At 66.6% G+C, this 17,089-nt stretch carries 16 protein-coding genes; 10 read left to right on the forward strand and 6 right to left on the reverse strand.

The window, feature by feature from the left end; genetic code table 11:
* The first annotated feature begins 26 nt into the window (after positions 1 to 26).
* Positions 27 to 956 carry a LysR family transcriptional regulator gene (locus BMW75_RS27380; RefSeq protein WP_092582675.1) on the forward strand — a complete coding sequence of 310 codons (930 nt, stop codon included), beginning with the start codon at positions 27 to 29 and terminating at the stop codon, positions 954 to 956.
* 70 nt (positions 957 to 1,026) lie between these two features.
* Here the strand turns inward: BMW75_RS27380 and BMW75_RS27385 are convergent, their stop codons facing one another.
* Complete coding sequence (locus BMW75_RS27385) at positions 1,027 to 1,923, reverse strand: LysR substrate-binding domain-containing protein (RefSeq protein ID WP_092582676.1); 897 nt, start codon at positions 1,921 to 1,923, stop codon at positions 1,027 to 1,029.
* Between the two features lie 127 nt (positions 1,924 to 2,050).
* Here BMW75_RS27385 and BMW75_RS27390 point away from each other — a divergent pair, with 127 nt between their 5' ends.
* The 3 genes from BMW75_RS27390 (at position 2,051) to BMW75_RS27400 (ending at position 4,614) form a co-directional block, all read left to right on the forward strand.
* Complete coding sequence (locus BMW75_RS27390; protein ID WP_092582677.1) at positions 2,051 to 2,959, forward strand: NAD(P)-dependent oxidoreductase; 909 nt, start codon at positions 2,051 to 2,053, stop codon at positions 2,957 to 2,959.
* An 84-nt stretch (positions 2,960 to 3,043) separates the two neighbouring features.
* Positions 3,044 to 4,015 (forward strand): Bug family tripartite tricarboxylate transporter substrate binding protein, encoded by a 972-nt coding sequence (locus BMW75_RS27395; protein WP_092582678.1) that lies wholly within the window; start codon positions 3,044 to 3,046, stop codon positions 4,013 to 4,015.
* 20 nt (positions 4,016 to 4,035) lie between these two features.
* Positions 4,036 to 4,614, forward strand: a complete 579-nt coding sequence (locus BMW75_RS27400; RefSeq protein WP_092582679.1) for an amino acid synthesis family protein — start codon at positions 4,036 to 4,038, stop codon at positions 4,612 to 4,614.
* Between the two features lie 78 nt (positions 4,615 to 4,692).
* Here the strand turns inward: BMW75_RS27400 and BMW75_RS27405 are convergent, their stop codons facing one another.
* The 4 genes from BMW75_RS27405 to BMW75_RS27420 form a co-directional block, all read right to left on the reverse strand.
* Complete coding sequence (locus BMW75_RS27405; protein WP_092582680.1) at positions 4,693 to 6,147, reverse strand: N-acyl-D-amino-acid deacylase family protein; 1,455 nt, start codon at positions 6,145 to 6,147, stop codon at positions 4,693 to 4,695.
* Between the two features lie 5 nt (positions 6,148 to 6,152).
* Positions 6,153 to 7,139 carry a Bug family tripartite tricarboxylate transporter substrate binding protein gene (locus BMW75_RS27410; RefSeq protein ID WP_092582681.1) on the reverse strand — a complete coding sequence of 329 codons (987 nt, stop codon included), beginning with the start codon at positions 7,137 to 7,139 and terminating at the stop codon, positions 6,153 to 6,155.
* Between the two features lie 137 nt (positions 7,140 to 7,276).
* A complete protein-coding gene (locus BMW75_RS27415) occupies positions 7,277 to 8,305 on the reverse strand; it encodes a threonine ammonia-lyase (protein ID WP_175493286.1) in 1,029 nt (342 codons plus the stop codon).
* Between the two features lie 35 nt (positions 8,306 to 8,340).
* Positions 8,341 to 9,330, reverse strand: coding sequence for an N-carbamoyl-D-amino-acid hydrolase (locus BMW75_RS27420; protein WP_076515273.1), 990 nt, complete (start codon positions 9,328 to 9,330; stop codon positions 8,341 to 8,343).
* A 299-nt stretch (positions 9,331 to 9,629) separates the two neighbouring features.
* On the opposite strand from BMW75_RS27420, the gene BMW75_RS27425 reads away from it, so the two are divergent.
* A complete protein-coding gene (locus BMW75_RS27425) occupies positions 9,630 to 10,568 on the forward strand; it encodes a LysR family transcriptional regulator (RefSeq protein WP_092582682.1) in 939 nt (312 codons plus the stop codon).
* Here BMW75_RS27425 and BMW75_RS27430 read toward each other — a convergent pair.
* Positions 10,562 to 11,338, reverse strand: a complete 777-nt coding sequence (locus tag BMW75_RS27430) for a LamB/YcsF family protein (RefSeq protein ID WP_092582683.1) — start codon at positions 11,336 to 11,338, stop codon at positions 10,562 to 10,564. The genes BMW75_RS27425 and BMW75_RS27430 overlap by 7 nt on opposite strands.
* Before the next feature lie 142 nt (positions 11,339 to 11,480).
* On the opposite strand from BMW75_RS27430, the gene BMW75_RS27435 reads away from it, so the two are divergent.
* The 5 genes from BMW75_RS27435 to BMW75_RS27455 are packed head-to-tail and all read left to right on the forward strand — an operon-like array spanning position 11,481 to position 17,084.
* On the forward strand, positions 11,481 to 12,530 hold the full coding sequence (locus BMW75_RS27435; protein ID WP_076515278.1) for an ABC transporter substrate-binding protein: 1,050 nt from the start codon (positions 11,481 to 11,483) through the stop codon (positions 12,528 to 12,530).
* Positions 12,531 to 12,582: 52 nt separating this feature from the next.
* On the forward strand, positions 12,583 to 14,289 hold the full coding sequence (locus BMW75_RS27440; protein WP_092582684.1) for an ABC transporter permease subunit: 1,707 nt from the start codon (positions 12,583 to 12,585) through the stop codon (positions 14,287 to 14,289).
* Between the two features lies 1 nt (position 14,290).
* On the forward strand, positions 14,291 to 15,322 hold the full coding sequence (locus tag BMW75_RS27445) for an ABC transporter ATP-binding protein (RefSeq protein ID WP_092582685.1): 1,032 nt from the start codon (positions 14,291 to 14,293) through the stop codon (positions 15,320 to 15,322).
* Entirely contained in the window at positions 15,319 to 16,086 is a 768-nt protein-coding gene (gene pxpB, locus BMW75_RS27450) for a 5-oxoprolinase subunit PxpB (protein ID WP_092582686.1), read from the forward strand. Before BMW75_RS27445 ends, pxpB begins: the two co-directional genes overlap by 4 nt.
* Positions 16,083 to 17,084, forward strand: coding sequence for a 5-oxoprolinase subunit C family protein (locus BMW75_RS27455; protein WP_092582687.1), 1,002 nt, complete (start codon positions 16,083 to 16,085; stop codon positions 17,082 to 17,084). Before pxpB ends, BMW75_RS27455 begins: the two co-directional genes overlap by 4 nt.
* The last annotated feature ends 5 nt before the right edge of the window (positions 17,085 to 17,089 follow it).

A 17,089-nucleotide genomic window follows, 5' to 3' on the forward strand; every position in this document is an offset into this window, starting at 1 on the left:
TTGGATAACATTGGTAGAAAAAAAGAATGAATCTAACGCCAAGACAACTGCGCATTTTTGTTCTGCTGGCCGAAACGTTGAATTTTCAAAGGGCCGCCGAGATCCTTCACGTCACGCAGCCGACGCTCAGCAAACTGCTGAAGGACACGGAAGAAACCTTGGGCATAAAGCTCTTCGAGCGCACCACACGCTCGGTGCGCCTGTCTCGAGAAGGCCAGCACATTCTCGGAATTGCCCGCCGGCTCATGACCCAACACGAAAAGGGCATGCATGAACTGACTCAGCGACTAAGGGACCGCAACAACCGAGTGTCAGTGGCGGCGCTACCCACGCTTGCCGCCTCACTCGTCCCATTGCTTATCGGATGCTTGGCGAGCAAGCAGCCCAGAATCGAGGTTGAATTCTTCGATTCCATCGCGAGCGAAGCGCTGCAACTGCTCCGCGATCGACAAGTGGACATTGCCATCACCACCCTCCGGGACGAAGACGCCTTCGACCTCGTCTATGAAGAGCTGTTCGCTGAACCTTTCGCGCTATTCCATAGTGCTCAAATGAAGCCCGAAGTTCGTCATTGGATACCCGCGAAACTGGCGCGCCTGCCCTTGATCAGCATGCCCCCCGGCACGAGTGTGCGGAGCCTTACTGATCGCGCCTTTCAAGCTGCTTCGGAGCCTTTTAATCCGGTCTACGCCCTGCGTGACCTCAATACCATTGCGCGCTTCGTGCAGCACAACTGCGGTATCGCGCTGCTGCCCGAATCATCTCTGGACAACTCCACGCAACGGGGAGTCCGAAAATGCCGCCTGCATGGCGCGATCTCCCGTTCGGTTGGCGTATATGTCCGCCGGGACGACCTGCCTTCGCCATTGCTGCGCGTCGTTCTCAGCGAGTTGCGCCTCCTGAGCCGGGCCCGCCATCCCCCCCGAGGGAGCACGGCGGCAAGCCCATGCGCATAGCGTCTTCAGCCGCGGGCAGCGACGACGGCATAGCCTAGAAGCCGGAACCCTCGCGCGCCGCGGCGCGCGATCAGGGCATGGTGTGACGGGCGTGTTCCTTCAACACGCGCATGAATCGCTGCACATGACGGCTGGGCGTATCGAAGCGAGATCGGACTAGGCTCAACGCCAGCGGTATCGATTCGCGTAGCGGGCGAACTGCCACGCCCGGCCATCCTGCACCCCCGACCGAAAACTGATCCACAATGGCCACGCCCGCGCCTGCCCGCACCAGCGCGCAAGCAAGTTCCGCGCGCACGATGTCGACCGACGCGTTCCAAGTCACCCCCGCCCGTTGGAAAGCCGCTGCGACCAGCCGTCCGAACGGAATGTTGCGGCTGTACAGCACCAACCGGCAGACGGCCAGTTCGGCCAGTCCGACGTCGGCCTGCGCCGTCAACGGATGCCCTTCTGGCAGGATGCAGACCATCTCGCCCGTGGCAAACGGCTCGACAATCAGGTTGGGGTGGTCGATTGGCAGCACCGACACCGCCAACTCCGCCTTGCGGCCCAGCAGTTCGTGCGCCATGTCCGCCAGCAAGGTGGTGTGATAGTTCACCCGCACATTCGGATAGCGCTCTAGATAGCCTGCCAGTACCGGCGGCAGAAAGTTCAGCGCAAGACTGGGGCTGGAACACAGCGTCAGCGCGCCTTCTGGTCGCGCTGCCAGATCGCGCGCGAATTCGTCGATTCGCAGCGCTTCCTCGAACAGGGGGCCCACTTCATCAAAGAGGCGACGGGCCTCCTGCGTGGGCGTCAGCTTTCCCTTGTCCCGGTCGAACAATTGCAGGCCCAGGCTTTGTTCGGTGTGCGCGATCAGGCGGCTGACGGCGGGTTGCGACACGAACAACAGCTTTGCCGCCCCGTTCATGGAACCTGTGAGCATCACCGCCCGGAACACTTCCATCTGTCTCAGTTTGAACCGCATCGTCTCCATCCAATAATCGATTGTTATATCCCCGCGCCAACTTAGCATAGGAGAAATCCTGGCCGCATCGGTAGCATCCTAAGGCGTCGCCGGCCCCTTATTCCGCGCGACTCGATAAAGGAATTGCATGATGTTGAAGCTGGGATTTATAGGGCTCGGAATGATGGGCCTGCCGATGCTGGAAAACCTTGCGCGTGCACCGGGAATCGATATCTGGGCCTATGACCTTGATTCGCGCCGGCTCGACAGCCTGAAGCTGCACCCCGCCTGGGACCGCAGCCTGCACGCGGCCGCCAGCCTCGCCGACCTGACCAGTTGCGGCGTGATCATTACGATGCTGCCCAACAGCGCCATCACCAACGCCGTGATCGAAGGCGCCGACGGCGAGCCTGGCCTGGCCGCACTGCTACCGCGCGGCGCGACGCTGATCGACATGGGGTCGTCGAACCCCGCTGAAACGCTGCGACTCGCGCCGCGGCTGCGCAAGGCCGGCATCACGCTTATCGACGCCCCAGTATCGGGCGCGGTGGCCAAGGCCGCCAACGGCACGCTTGCCATCATGGCGGGCGGTGACGAAGCCGACCTGGAACGTGTGCGCCCTATTCTGTCCCACATGGGCGCGCCCGTCATTCACACAGGAGCGGTAGGCTCTGCCCATTCCATGAAGGCGCTGAACAACTACGTCTACGCGGCAGGACTGCTTGCCGCCAGCGAAGCGCTGCTGATCGCGCAGGGCATGGACCTCAACCTGGACGTTTTCACGCAAGTGCTCAATGCATCCAGCGGTCGCAACGTGGCGACCGAGACCAAGCTCGCGCAGTTCGTCGTGCCGCGCACCTTCAATGGAGGATTCGCCCTGGCGCTAATGGCCAAGGACCTACGCACCGCCGATAGCCTGCAGGAACTGGCTGGCTTGCCCGCGCCGCTGCTCTCGCTGTGCGCCTCCATCTGGCAGCAAGCGCAGCAGGCGTTGCCGGCCAATGCCGACAACACGGAAATATATCGCTACCTGGAAGCGCAACGCGACGCCGCCTGACGCCGGCTCGCGGCCAAGACCACGGATGGACCGGCTGCACGCCATGCGCGGACCGCGATACCGACACCCATCGAGGGGAGACATATGAAGCACAGATCCGCCACCGCCATCACCCTGGCAATCGCCTTGGGCCTCGCCCCGGCCACACCCACGCTCGCGGCAACCTATCCGGAGCACCCGATACGCATGGTCGTGCCGTTCCCGCCGGGTAGCATCACCGACGTGGTGGCGCGCAGCCTGGGCAAGCACATGGCCGCCGACCTGGGTCAGCCCGTGGTCGTCGAGAACAAACCAGGCGCCAACGGCATCATCGGCACGCACGACGTCGCCCGCAGCAAGCCCGATGGGTACACGCTCGTGGTGGTCGGCGTGTCCACCGCTGCCAGCGGAGTCAGCCTGTTCAAAGATCTGCCCTATAACCCAGCGAAGGACCTTGCGCCGATCGGCGCCGTCGCGGAAACCCCATACATTCTGGTGGGCAGGCCCAAAGTCGCGGGAAGCAACGTGGGCGAACTCTTCGCCTATGGCCGCCAGCATCCCGGCAAACTGACCTACGCCTACGGCTCCGGCAGCGCTCAGGTGTTTGGGGCTAAGCTCGCCGCGATGGGCAACATCAACGTCACGCCGGTGCCCTACCGAGGCGGTCCCCAGGCGCTGACCGACGTCATCGGCGGCACCGTCGACCTGACCTTCACCGATCTCGCCAACGGCCTGCAACAGGCGCGCGCCGGCAAGGTGAAGACGTATGGCGTCAGCACACCAGAGCGCTTCGCGCTCGCCCCCGATATCCCCACCCTGAACGAAAGCGGCGCGCCCGGATTCGACCTGACCGTGTGGTTCGGCTTGATGGGACCGGCCAATCTGCCCAAGCCCATCGTCGAACGCCTGGCCAAATCGCTGGACACTGCGCTCGCCGACAAGGAACTCCAGGAAACCTATGCCCGCCAGGGACTCACAGTCAAGACGCAAGGCCCGGCAGAATTCGGGGCCTTCATAGGCACCGAGATCGACAAGTGGGCGGCCATCATCAAGGAAACCGGCATTCCGCCGCAGTAACGCCAACCCAAGGAGCCTAAATGTCGCTCATCGATATCCGCAAACGATGCCTAATCATCGAAACCAGCTTTCACGAAAACGGTCCCGCGCCGGAGCGTCCTCTAAAGCTCGCCGCGTCCTGCGCCGTCATCAAGAACCCGTATGCCGGACGCTACGAACCGGACTTGATGCCCTTCATGGCCGAATTGCGTGAACTCGGCACGCTACTGGCCAGCGAATTGGTGGACACGCTGGGCAGAGAGAACGTAGAGGTTTACAGCAAGGCTGCAATCGTCGGTCTGGACGGCGAAATGGAGCATGGCGCCGTGTGGCATGAAGCCGGCGGCTGGGCGATGCGCAGCGTTCTGCGTGAACCGAAGGCCATGGTGCCGGCGGTCAAAGCCGTGGCCGTCGCCGGCTATCGCATGATGGTCCCTGTTCACTACATTCATGCCTCGTATGTGCGCAGCCATTTCAACAGCATTGAGATCGGCATACAGGACTCCCCGCGCGCGAACGAGATCCTGTTTGCGCTGGTGATGGGTACCGGGGGCCGCGTGCATTCAAGGCTGGGCGGACTCACGAAGGAGGCGGTCTCGGTGCATGACGGCCAGCGTTGACGCGACGAGCTGGCAGGTGCTGGCACAGTCTCACCGCCGGCCTCGGGAGGAAAGCGTGTGACCAAGACGGCCCTTCCGTCACCCCTTCGGCCGTATGACCCTTCCAGCACGCGTTCCCGTGCTGGCGCCGAACCGCCACGCCAAGCGCCCGTTGACCAACACATAATCAATACCCTGCGCCTGGCTCGTCGGCGCGGCCCAGGTGGCGGTGTCCGCAATCGCGTCCGCGTCGAAGACAACAATGTCGGCCGCAAAACCCTCGGCGATGCGCCCGCGCGCGGGAAGCCGGAAGTACGCGGCCGGCTTGCCCGTCATCTTGTGCACCGCCTGCTCCAGCGTGAACAGCCCGACGTCGCGGCAATAGTGACCCAGCACCCGCGGAAAGGTGCCCCACAGGCGCGGATGGGGTGCAGGGTCGTGGGGCATGCCGTCCGAACCGATCATCGTGCCTGGGTACGCGAGGATGCGCTCGACATCGGCCTCGTCCATGATGAAGTAGATGGCGCCCGCCGGTTGCAGCGCATCGACCGCGTCTTCCGGACTCAGCCCCATGTCGCGGGCGATATCGTCCAGATCGCGCCCCGCGTACTGCGGATACGGCACGGACTTGGTCACGATGACCCGGCTGGATACCGCCAGGCGATCCTTGCGCAGGATCGTGGATCCGGCCACGTAGGGATAGCAGTCCAGCGCCACCTCCTGACGCTGGCTGGCCTGGCCGATGTGCGCCAGCGTCTGCACCGAGCGCCCATGGTTGCGAGGACCGATCAGCTTGTGGTGCGAAATCAGCACGGCCGCGCCGCCCGCCGCCCCGACCGCAAAGGCTTCATCCAGCGCCGCGAAGATGCGGTCGCCTTCATCGCGGATATGGCTGGCGTACAGCCCGCCATACTCGCGCAGCACGCTGGCCACCGCCATCAGTTCATCCAGCGTCGCCGGCATGGCGGCCGGATACGCGGTGCCGGTGGACAGGCCGACGGCGCCGCTCTGCATGGCCTCGCGCAGCAGCGCCTGCATGTGCTCGATCTCGGCGGCGGTTGCCGGGCGGTCCAGGTCGTCCATCGCGGCGGCGCGTAGCGACGTGTGCCCCACCAGGCAGGCCGCGTTCACGGCAGGCGGGTGGCGGTCCAGGTTGTCCAGGTAGGCGCGAAACGTCTCGTACGGAAAATCGCCGACATCGTTGCCCAGCAGATTGACGGGCGCAGGCACCTCGCTGCGCCAGCCCGAACGCCACGGCGCCTGGCTGATGCCGCAGTTGCCGGTCACCACCGTGGTGACGCCCTGGCTCAGCTTGGCTGGCATGCCGGGATCGATCGACAGGTAGCGGTCGTCGTGGGTGTGCGTGTCGATGAAACCGGGCGACACGATGCGCCCGTCCGCCGCCAGCACCTGGTCGGCCACAGCGCCCCCCAGGTCGCCGACGGCCGCGATGCGGCCGCCGCGCACGCCAACATCGGCCCGGACGCGATCGGCGCCGGTCCCGTCGATCACCGTGCCTCCACGGATCAGCAGATCGTAGCGTTCGTGATTCATGAGGCTCAGTCGATCTTGACGTTGGCCTGCTTGATCACCTGCGCCCAGACGGGACGCTCGGCATGTGCGCGGTCAAACAACTGCTGGCGCGGACCGACGTTGGGCACGTAGGACAGGGCCTTGAGCTTTTCCTGGACGTCCGGCGACTGCAGCGCGTTGTTGATCGTGGCGTTCAGGTAGTCCAGCACCTTGGGATCGGTGCCGGCCGGCGCGACATAGCCCGTCCAGGCCACGGCGCGATAGCCCTTCAGGCCTTGCTCGTCCAGCGTGGCCAGGTTGGGCATGGACGGATCGCGTTGCAGGTCGGTCACGGCCAGCGGCACGACCTTGCCCTGGTCCACGAATGCGGCGATGGACGAGATATTGTCGAACACCAGGTCGGCTTCGCCGCGCAGCACGGCCAGGTCCGCCTCGACCCCGCCCTTGTAGGGCACGTGCATCAACTCCACGCCCGCCATCGCGCCGAACATCGCCGCGCTCAGGTGCCCGGTGGTGCCGTTGCCGCCCGACGACACGACCAGCTTGCCCGGTTCCTTCTTTGCCAAAGCGATCAGCTCGGCGACGCTCTTGACGTTCAGGCCGGGACGCACGGCCAGCAGGTTCTGCACGGAACCGGTCAGCGCGACCGGCGCCAGCTGCTTGTCGGCGTCGTACTGCAGCTTGGCGTACAGGCTCTGGTTGATCGCCAGCGTGGCCACATTGGCAAAGCCGATGGTGTAGCCGTCGGGCGAGGCGTTGGCCACCGCCTGCGTGCCGATGATGCCGGACGCGCCGGTGCGGTTCTGCACGACGAAGTTGCCGCCGGTCTGCTTGGCCATTTCGGCGGCCAGCAGGCGCGATACGAGATCGGGGGTGGTGCCGGTATTGAACGGCACGACGATCGTGACGGCGTGCTCGGGATAGGCGGCCTGGGCGGCGGACGCCGCGGTCAGGCTCATCACTGCGCTCGCTGCCGCGAGCCAGCGCTTGGCGCTGCTTTGGAACGTGGACATGGTTTTCTTCCTTGGACTGTTATAGGTGTATCCGCGCGGGCTCTGCGTCCCCCGCGGGTCTTGCACGGCGCCCAAAAGACGCCGGTACTGCGCGGCGAGGCTTGCGGCCCCGCCGGCCTGGACGGTCGCGCGAGCGCTCAGCCCAGTGCGATCTGACGCAACAGCGGCAGATCGATGTTTCCGCCCGACAGCACGATGACCGCGTCGCGGCCTTCGGCAGACAGCTTTCCCGCCAGCAGCGCAGCCAGCGCCACCGCGCCGCCCGGCTCGACCACCAGGCGCAATTCGTCCAGCGCAAAGCGGATGGCCGCGGCGACGTCGTCATCGCTCACCGACACGGCCGCGCTCAGGCAGCGGCTGTTGATGGCATAAGGCAGTTCCGCCGGCGTCGCAGCCTGCAGCGCGTCGCACAAGGTCTTGGCGCCCGCCGGATTGGTCTCGCGCTTGCCCGAGGCCAGCGACCGCACCGTGTCGTCGAACTCACGCGGTTCCACCGCCACCATCCGGGCCTGCGGCGCCAGTTCGCGCAGCACCAGCGAGCAACCCGCCGCCATGCCGCCCCCGCCGCAAGGCGTGGCGAAGAGGCCAAGATTGGCGCGCGCGGCGGCCGGCAGATCCTGCAGCGCCTCCAGGGCCAGCGTGCCCTGGGCTGCCAGCACGTCGGGATGGTCGCCGGGCGGCAGCAGCGTGGCGCCGGTCTCGGCCAGCAGGCGCATCCCGATCTCTTCGCGGCTTTCGCGCGTGCGGTCGTAGCGCACGACCTTGGCGCCGTGGCGCAGCGCCTTCTCGACCTTGTTTTCCGGCGCATCCACCGGCATCACGATGGTGGCCGGCACACGCAGGCAGCGGCTGGCCCAGGCGACGGCTTGGCCGTGATTGCCGGTGGAATAGGCCACCACGCCGCGCTCGCGCTGCGCCGGGTCCATGTTCAGCAGGGCGTTGAACGCGCCGCGGGCCTTGAAGGAGCCTGTCACCTGCAGGTTTTCCAGCTTCAGCCAGATGGGCGCCTGCGCCCGTTCATCCAGCGCTGGCGAGCGCAGCAGCATGGTGCGGCGCACGTAGGGCGCCAGGCGCTCGGCGGCGGCGGTCACGTCGGCGTATTCCGGCACGCGCAGGGTGCCGAGCATTTCGTGTTCGATGGTCGACGGCAGAAGCATCGCGGTCATGAGGCTATCCAGCAAGGTAGGGAAATTCGGGCGGGTCAGGCCGACGGCGTCCAGACGGCGGGCGCGACGCTGCCGGTCTGCTCGACCAGGCGACCGTAGGCTTCGGGACGGCGATGCTTGGCGAAATTGAAGACAGTGCTGCGGCCCAGTTCGCACAGGTCCAGGTCGCAATCGGCGACGATCAGTTCATCGTCCCAGGTTGCGGCCATGGCGATGATTTCGCCCTGGGGGTTGACGATGATGGAGTGGCCCAGCAGTTCATGGCCGTCTTCAGTGCCGGCCTTGGCGACGGCCGCGGCAAAGGTGGCGTTCTGGTAGCAGCCCGCCTGGATGGACAGGTGCGAATGCAGCACGCGCAGGTGGTGCGCCTCGAAGCCGCGGTTGTCCTGGTTGCGGCTGGGCGTGTTGTAGCCCAGCATGACGAGCTCGACTTGCTGCAGGCCCAGCACGCGCCAGGCTTCGGGCCAGCGCCGGTCGTTGCAGATGAGCATGCCCAGGTTGGCGTCCACGCCGGGCGCAACCGGCGCGCGCACTACCGGGAATCCCAGGTTGCCCACTTCGAAGTAGCGCTTCTCCAGATGCTGGACCTGGCGATGCTCGGCGAACTCGGCATGCCCGGGCAGATGGACCTTGCGGTACTTCAGCACGATCTCGCCGTTGGGCGCGATGACGACGGACGTGTTGAACCGGCGCTTGCGCACGATGCCCTGTTCGTCCGGTTCCCAGGCCAGTTCCGCGTATCCCAGGTACACCATCAGGCCGTAACGCTTGATGGCGTCGAACAGCGGCTGCGTGGCGGGCGACGGCAGGCTGGGCTCAAACCAGGCATCCGCCTCGTCCAGATCCTCGCAGTACCAGCGCGGGAAGAAGGTCGTCAGCGCCAGTTCCGGAAACACCACGACCTGGGCGCCGCGCTGATGCGCGCGCTCCATCAGCCGGACCATGCGGCCGATCGCCACGTCGCGCCCTTCGGAACGTTGAATCGGACCCAATTGGGCGGCAGCGACGGTGACGATGCGGGACATGTGGCAATCCTGGTTGTGTGAGCGATATCCGCTGTCAGCATGACGCGCGCTCCGGGCGGCGTGAAGACCGTCCGCCAGGCGGGAAGCGGATCCCGGCGCGCGGGAAAGCGTGCCAAAAGCCCTTGAAAACAAAGGCTTTTGTCGCCACCGGAAGATGCTCCCGCCAGCCACGGGACTGTGCATTTAGTAATGGGCTGCGCGCAAAACGTCATGGCAGCCGCGTGGCGCGCGCGCCGCGCCGGCGTCCAGGCCATAAAATGGCGGGCGCTGACTTCCCTTCCACTTACGCCCCCTTCCCTATGGCCGGCCCCCTTCCCTCGGCGCCCGGAGCGCTGACGCTTCGCCAGATCGAGGTCTTCCACGCCGTGATGCTGACCGGCTCGCTCAGCGAAGCGGGCCGCATGCTGTCCGTGACGCAGCCCGCCGTGAGCCGCGTGTTGGCCTCGGCCGAGAACCGGCTGCGCTATCGGCTGTTCGAACGTGTCAAGGGGCGGCTGCATCCCACGCCGGAGGCCCGGCGCCTGTTTGTCGAGGCCGAAGAGATCTTCGGCCGCGTCAATCGGTTCAATGCCCTGGCGGGCGCGCTGGGCGCGGGCTCGGCGGGGACGGTCAGCCTGGTGTCCAGCCCCAGCTTCAGCGAATGGCTCATTCCGCACGCCATCCAGAAGTTCCGCGAGCGGCATCCCGACACGCCAATCCGCTACCGGCCGCTGGCCTTTGACGCGCTGCTGCCGCATCTGCTGCTGGGACAGGCCGATTTCGGCATCGCGTCGATGCCGCCGCCGGTCAACGCCAATATCGTCAGCGAAGAGATCGGCCAGGGCTGGCTGGGCTGCGCGGTGCCACGCGGCCATCCGCTGGCGGTGCGCAGGCGCATTCGCGTCGAAGACCTGCAAGGCCATCTGCTGATCGGCTATGGCGCCGACACCCCCTTCGGGCGCCTTGCCAGCCGCTTCCTGCACGCCGGCCCCGTGCCGGTGCAGCCGCAGATCGAAATCCGCTCCACGCCCGAGGCGCTGGCGCTCGTGCGCCAAGGCGTCGGCGTGGCGCTGGTCGAATCGTTCGGCTATCACCCCAGCTTCGGCAAGGACTTCGTGCTGCTGCCCACCGAACCCGCCATGAGCCACGCCATCCATCTGCTGCATTCGGCCAGCAGCCCGCTGTCCAGCACCGCCAAGCGCTTTGCGACCGTGCTGAAGACGCTGATCCGGCAGGCGCAAAAAGACGCGCCCTACTGAAAGTCCATCTGCGAGATCGGCCGCAGGCGCACGCCCTCTTCCAGCAACGCCTGGCGCACGGCCCGTGCGATGTCGACGCCCTGCGGATTGTCCCCATGCACGCAGATCGTGTGCACCGGCATGGCGACCACCTTGCCGCCCACCGTGCGGATCGCCTGTTCGCGCACCATGCGCAACGCCTGCGCGGCGGCCGCGGCCGGATCGTGGATCACCGCGCCAGGCTCGCTGCGCGCCAGCGTCAGGCCGTTGTCGCCATAGAGCCTGTCGGCAAACACCTCGCAGGCCACGCGGATGCCGGCCCGGCGCGCGGCGCGCTCGGTCTCGTTATGCGGGGTGCAGACCAGCACCAGGTCCGGGTCGAGCGCGCGCATGGCCCAGGTCAGCGCCTCTGACAGCGCCCGGTCTTCGAAGGCCAGCGTGGCCAGCGCGCCGTGCACCTTCACGTGCGTCACGCGATGGCCCGCGGCGCGGGCCATGCCCTGCATCGCGGCGATCTGGTACGCAAGCATGTCGCCGATGGCCTGAGGGCTGTCGCCGATGATCTTGCGCCGCCCGAATCCCCACAGGTCGTTGAACCCCGGATGCGCGCCCACATCGATGCCCCGTTTTAGGGCGGATGCCGCAGTCTGGTGCATGACCGATGCATCGCCACCGTGAAAACCGCAAGCCACGTTGGCCGACGTGATGAGGTCCAGCATGGCCTCGTCCGCACCGATCTTGTAGTGGCCGAAGCTCTCTCCCAGGTCGGAATTGAGGTCTACGTCGCGCATCTGAAGGACTCCGAAAAAAACGAATTTCAATGTTTGGCATACCGTTGGCATGCAATTTGCATGCCAAGGACTTGCTGAGGCGATATGCCCAGGATCGGGGCAGGTCTGCCCACCGCGTTTTTTATTGAACGGAGTCCAAGCAATGAATTTCAAATGGAAGAACGCCACATGCGCCGTGGCCGCAGCATTGGCGATGGCGACTGGCGTGGCGCAAGCGGCAGAACTCAATTTCGCCAGCTGGGGCGGCAACTACCAGGGCGCGATCCGCGACGCCTGGCTCAAGCCCTTTTCCAAGGAGGCCGGCATCACCGTCCACGAAGACACCGATCCGCAGGTCGCCAAGATCCGCGCCATGATCGACACGAAGTCGGTCACGTGGGATGTGGTGACCGAGAATAGCGCCCGCCTGACGCGTGGCATCAAGCTGGGCGTCTTCGAGAAGATCACGCCGGACATGGTCAACCAGGACCACGTGATCCCCAATGCCCGCAATGACTATGGCGTGCCGTCGGAGATCTTCTCGACCAACATCGGCTTCTCGACCCAGGCCTTCCCCGCCGGCAAGCCGCAGCCCAGCACCTTCGCCGACTTCTGGGACGTGAAGAAATTCCCCGGCAAGCGGACCCTCCAGGACGATCCCGCCACGGTGATCGAAGCGGCGCTCATCGCCGACGGCGTCGCGCCCGCCGATGTGTACAAGGTGCTGGCCACGCCCGAAGGCCTTGACCGCGCCTTCAAGAAGATCGAAGAGATCAAGCCCCACGTCGCCCGCTGGTGGAAGAGCGGCGCCGAACCCGTCAACGCGCTGGGAAGCGGCGAAGTCGTGATGGCGCTGGGCTGGAACGGCCGCTTTCAGGCCGGCATCGACTCGGGCCTGCCCATCGCCATGGGCTGGGGCGACAGCATCGCCCAGGTCGGGTACTTCGCCATCGTGAAGGGCTCGCCCAACCGCGACGCGGCCATCAAGCTGCTGAACTACATGATCCAGCCCAAGCATCAGGCCGAATTCAGCAAATACATCGCCTACGGCCCGACCACCGAGCAGGCCCTGCCCCTGATCGACGCCAAGCGGCTGGAGCGCCTGCCTTCGACCACCGAGCGCCTGAAGAACAGCATCTTCCTGAACTCGGAGTTCTGGGACACCCACGGCCCCGCCATCACCGAGCGCTACAACCAGGTCCGCGCCCGCTGATCCTCCTGCTTCCTTACTCAGACGCCGGCGCGCGCGCCGGCGCCCCAATGCCATGACCACGAGCACCGACGCCCTTACCCTGCCCGTCGCCAGCGTGCGCCCGGCCGCCGCTTCCCGGCGCGGCCGCGTCGCGGCCCTTGCCGCATTGCCGCTGCTGCTGTTTCTGCTGCTGTTTTTCGCCGGCCCGATCGCGGGTTTGCTGGGCAACGGCTTCAAGGGCGAGGACGGCGGCCTGACGCTGGCCCATTACCGCCACCTGCTGGACACGCCGATCTACCGCATCGTGCTGGTCAACACCTTCACCATTGCCGCCGCCGTCACGGTGGCCTGCGTGGTGTTGAGCTATCCGCTCGCCTACCTGATGGCGACCGTATCGCCGACCGTGGCGCGCGTGGTGTTCTTCGCGGTGCTGCTGCCCTTCTGGTCCAGCGCGCTGGTGCGCACGTCGGCCTGGATCGCGCTGCTGGGCAAGAACGGACCGTTGAACACCCTGCTGACGACCGTGGGCATCCTCGACCAGCCCATGGCGTTCCTCTACAACTTCACCGGCGTGATGGTGGGCATGACGCACGTGCTGATGCCCTTTGTCGTGCTGCCGCTGTATGCGTCGTTCCGGTCCCTGGACGGCAGCCTGGTGCAGGCCGCGCAAGGCCTGGGCGCGGGGTCCGCGGGCATTTTCAGCAGGGTCATCCTGCCGCTCACCAGTCCCGGCGCGGTCGCCGGCGGCATCATTGTCTTCATGAACGCGGTGGGCTACTACATCACCCCGTCGCTGATGGGAGGTCCCGCCCAGCGCATGGCCGCCGAACTCATTTCGCACAACATCACCGAAGAACTGAACTGGGGCTTGGCCTCGGCGCTGGCCGGGGTGCTGCTGGCCACCGTGCTGCTGTCGCTGTGGCTGTTCAACCGGCTGTTCGGCCTGAACAGCCTGATCAGCGCCAGTTCGGGCAAAGGCAGCAACACCAGCGGGTATCGCCGCACGCCGGGCGGCCGGGTGTCGGTCATGCTGGGCGTGGCGTGCGCGCTGTTCCTGCTGCTGCCCATCGTCGTGGTCATTCCGATGAGCTTCGGCACCACGGAGTTTCCCATCTTCCCGCCGCCCAGCTACGGGCTGCGCTGGTACGAGAACTTCTTCACCGACGGCAAATGGCTGGCCGCGCTGGCCTCCAGTACGCGGATTGCCATCGTGGTGACGCTGCTGGCCACGGTCCTGGGCACCGCCGCCGCGCTGGGCGTCAGCCGGCTGGCAAAGCGCCACCAAGGCTGGCTGGACGCCTTCTTCATCGTCCCGATGTCGGTGCCGGCCATCGTCACGGCGGTCGCGCTGTACTACCTGTTCGCGCCCATCGGCTGGGTCGCCAATTCCATGGCGGTCATCCTGGGCCACACGGTGCTGGCCGCACCTTACGTCTACATCACCATGCGGGCGGCGCTGCGCAGCCTGGACCCCAGCCTGGAGCTGGCCGCGCTGAGCATGGGCGCTTCCTGGCCGACGATGTTCAGGCTGGTCATGCTGCCGGCCCTGATCCCCAGCCTGATCGGCGGCGCCGTCTTTGCCTTCGTCAGTTCGTTCGACGACGTGGTCATGGCGCTGTTCCTGACCACCATCCGCAACCGCACCCTGCCCAAGCTGATGTTCGAGGGCCTGGCCAACGACTTCGATCCCACCGTGATCTCCGCCTCCTGCCTGCTGGTCGGGGCGACGGCGCTGATCCTGCTTGCAAACCTGCTGATCAGCAGGAAGAAGGAACACTGACATGCATATCGCCAACGACATCCTCCCGCAACGCCCGCCGGAACGCCAGGGCAAGGAACTGACGCTTGCCGGCATCCACAAGCGATACGGCGATTCGATTGCGCTGCCCGACGTCGACCTGACCGTGGCGCGCGGCGAGTTCTGCACGCTGCTGGGCGCGTCCGGCTCCGGCAAGACCACGCTGCTCAAGATCATCGCCGGCTTCGAATCGCCGGACGCCGGCATGGTGAAGATCGGCGGGCGCGACGTCACGCATACCCCGATCGCGGACCGCAACATCGGCATGGTGTTCCAGAACTACGCCCTGTTCCCGCACATGAGCGTGTTCGAGAACGTCGCGTTCGCGCTGCGCATGCGGCGCCAGAACGAAGAGGACATCCGCCGCCGCGTAATGGATGCGCTGGACCTGGTGAGCCTGGCGCCGCTGCAGGACCGCAAGCCCGGCGCGCTGTCCGGCGGGCAGCAGCAGCGTGTCGCGCTGGCGCGCGCCCTGGTGTTCACGCCCGACATCCTGCTGATGGACGAGCCGCTGGGCGCGCTGGACAAGAACCTGCGGCAGTCCATTCAGCTGCAGCTGCGCCGGCTGCACCAGGAACTGGGGCTGACCGTGGTCTTCGTCACGCATGACCAGGAAGAAGCCATGAACCTGTCGGACCGCATCGTCATCCTGGAACAGGGCCGCATCGTCGAGGCCGGCTCGCCGGAAAGCCTGTACCGCAAGCCCGCCAGCGCCTTCGTCGCCGGCTTCCTGGGCGAATGCAATTTCCTGCCCGCCAACGACGGCGTGCTGGGCGTGCGCCCCGAACACCTGCGCCTGGGCAGCCGCCTGGCCGGCGCCGATCTGCGCCACGCGGGCAAGGTCGTCGCGTCGACGTTCTGCGGCGTGCACTGGAAAGTCTTCATCGAAGCCTTCGACAAGGTGATCCTGGCCTACGCGCCGCTGGATGTGGACTCGGCCCAGCGCACGCCCGGACAGACGGTCACATGGGGCTTTCATCCGGCCGACGCCATGGAATTCGCCAACGCAGCATGACAACCGACGCGCCAATTTCTTGCGGCGATGCCGCGCCGCGCATCGTGGCGGCGGGCGATCGCACGCTGCTGGTGGAATTTCCCGACCGCATCGACGCCGAGACCAACGCGCGCGTGCTCGCGCTGTCGCAAGCGTTGCGAGGCAGCCTGCGCAAGGTCCGCGGACTCCAGAGCGTGGTGCCGGCGTACCGCTCGCTCGCGGTGGGCTTCGATCCATTGCTGATCGGGCACGACGCCGTTTGCGAGCTGATCGGCCGCAGCCTGCAAGCCAGCGCCTTCGCGCCTGCGCCCGCGCCGCGCCGCTGGGAAGTCCCGGTCTGCTACGGCGGCGCCCACGGCATGGACCTGCAGGCGCTGGCGGATCAGCATGGGCTTGATCCCGCGCGGGTCATCGCCCGGCACACCGCGCCGGTCTACCGGGTCTACATGGTGGGATTCCTGCCGGGCTTCGCGTATCTGGGCGGCCTGGATCCTGCACTGCACACGCCCCGCCGCGCCATGCCGCGCGCGCACACGCCCGCCGGCAGCATCAACATCGGCGGCCAGCAGACGGCCATCGCCTCGGTGCCGGGACCCAGCGGCTGGCACCTGATCGGCCGCACGCCCTGGCGCAGCTTCGATCTGCGCCACGCGGATCCCTTCCTGTTCGAGGCCGGCGACGAGATCGTGTTCACCCCCATCGATGAAGACGAGTTCGAACGCCTTGCCGCCTTGCAGGACGACCCCGCCCGTCGACCGCAACCGCTGCCGGGAGTCGGCCCATGAGCGCGCGCCTGCGCGTCGAGAAGGCCGGCATGCTGACCACGGTGCAGGACCTGGGCCGCCCGGGCTATGAACACATGGGCGTGCCGCCGTCGGGCGCCATGGACCCCGGCGCGCTGCGCATGGCCAATGGACTCGTCGGCAATGCGCCCGGCCTGGCCGCGCTGGAATTCACCCTGCTGGGCGGCGCATTGCAGGTGCTGGAGGCGGACTGCACCATCGCCTTCGCCGGCAGCGCCTTGCTGCACGCCAGCGCCACGGCCGCCTCGCCCGCGCGGGCACTGAGTCCGTGGCAATCCCATTGCGTACCGGCGGGCGCCACCTTGACGATCGGACCGCTGCAACGCGGCGTACGCGGGTATCTGGCCGTCAGCGGCGGCATCGCCGTCGCGCCCGTGCTGGGCAGCGCGTCCACCCTGACGCGTGCCCGGCTCGGCGGCCTGGAGGGCCGTGCGCTGGCGCGCGGCGACGTGCTTGCCACCGGCGACGGCCGGCGCCGTTCGCCGCGTCGCTGGCTGGCTAGCCGCGACATCGGCTGGTTCTATCGGGACGCGCCCATCGGCGTCATCCTCGGTCCGCAGCAGGATCACTTCGCGCCCGCCGAGATCGGCCGATTTCTCGGCGCCACCTATCGCCTGGCGCCGCAGTCGGACCGCATGGGCCTGCGCCTGGACGGGCCGGCCATCGCGCACGCCCGGGGCGCCGACATCATCACCGACCCCATCGCCGCGGGCAGCATCCAGATCCCGGGCGCGGGACAGCCCCTCATTGCCATGAACGACCGCCAGACCACCGGCGGCTACCCCAAGATTGCCACCGTCATCTCGGCCGACCTGCCTCGTCTTGCCCAGATGCGCCCGGGCCAGCCGCTGCGGTTCGAAGCCCTGGACCCGGCCCAGGCCGTGCAGCGCTGGCGCGACTACACGGAATGGGTCCACGCCCGCGAAGACGAACTGCGCGCCGACCCGAACTTTCCCATCTTCCCCCTATTGTTTCCATGATTCCT

The organism is Achromobacter sp. NFACC18-2 (genome assembly GCF_900108985.1).
Classification (GTDB): Bacteria; Pseudomonadota; Gammaproteobacteria; order Burkholderiales; family Burkholderiaceae_B; genus Achromobacter.

Coding starts and splice junctions, on each gene's coding strand:
- BMW75_RS27435 (WP_076515278.1), top strand. CDS start 11,481: ATGAATTTCAAATGGAAGAACGCCACATGCGCCGTGGCCGCAGCATTG.
- BMW75_RS27410 (WP_092582681.1), bottom strand. CDS start 7,139: ATGTCCACGTTCCAAAGCAGCGCCAAGCGCTGGCTCGCGGCAGCGAGC.
- BMW75_RS27415 (WP_175493286.1), bottom strand. CDS start 8,305: ATGACCGCGATGCTTCTGCCGTCGACCATCGAACACGAAATGCTCGGC.
- BMW75_RS27430 (WP_092582683.1), bottom strand. CDS start 11,338: ATGCGCGACGTAGACCTCAATTCCGACCTGGGAGAGAGCTTCGGCCAC.
- BMW75_RS27400 (WP_092582679.1), top strand. CDS start 4,036: ATGTCGCTCATCGATATCCGCAAACGATGCCTAATCATCGAAACCAGC.
- pxpB (WP_092582686.1), top strand. CDS start 15,319: ATGACAACCGACGCGCCAATTTCTTGCGGCGATGCCGCGCCGCGCATC.
- BMW75_RS27420 (WP_076515273.1), bottom strand. CDS start 9,330: ATGTCCCGCATCGTCACCGTCGCTGCCGCCCAATTGGGTCCGATTCAA.
- BMW75_RS27445 (WP_092582685.1), top strand. CDS start 14,291: ATGCATATCGCCAACGACATCCTCCCGCAACGCCCGCCGGAACGCCAG.
- BMW75_RS27425 (WP_092582682.1), top strand. CDS start 9,630: ATGGCCGGCCCCCTTCCCTCGGCGCCCGGAGCGCTGACGCTTCGCCAG.
- BMW75_RS27390 (WP_092582677.1), top strand. CDS start 2,051: ATGATGTTGAAGCTGGGATTTATAGGGCTCGGAATGATGGGCCTGCCG.
- BMW75_RS27395 (WP_092582678.1), top strand. CDS start 3,044: ATGAAGCACAGATCCGCCACCGCCATCACCCTGGCAATCGCCTTGGGC.
- BMW75_RS27385 (WP_092582676.1), bottom strand. CDS start 1,923: ATGCGGTTCAAACTGAGACAGATGGAAGTGTTCCGGGCGGTGATGCTC.
- BMW75_RS27455 (WP_092582687.1), top strand. CDS start 16,083: ATGAGCGCGCGCCTGCGCGTCGAGAAGGCCGGCATGCTGACCACGGTG.
- BMW75_RS27380 (WP_092582675.1), top strand. CDS start 27: ATGAATCTAACGCCAAGACAACTGCGCATTTTTGTTCTGCTGGCCGAA.
- BMW75_RS27405 (WP_092582680.1), bottom strand. CDS start 6,147: ATGAATCACGAACGCTACGATCTGCTGATCCGTGGAGGCACGGTGATC.
- BMW75_RS27440 (WP_092582684.1), top strand. CDS start 12,583: ATGACCACGAGCACCGACGCCCTTACCCTGCCCGTCGCCAGCGTGCGC.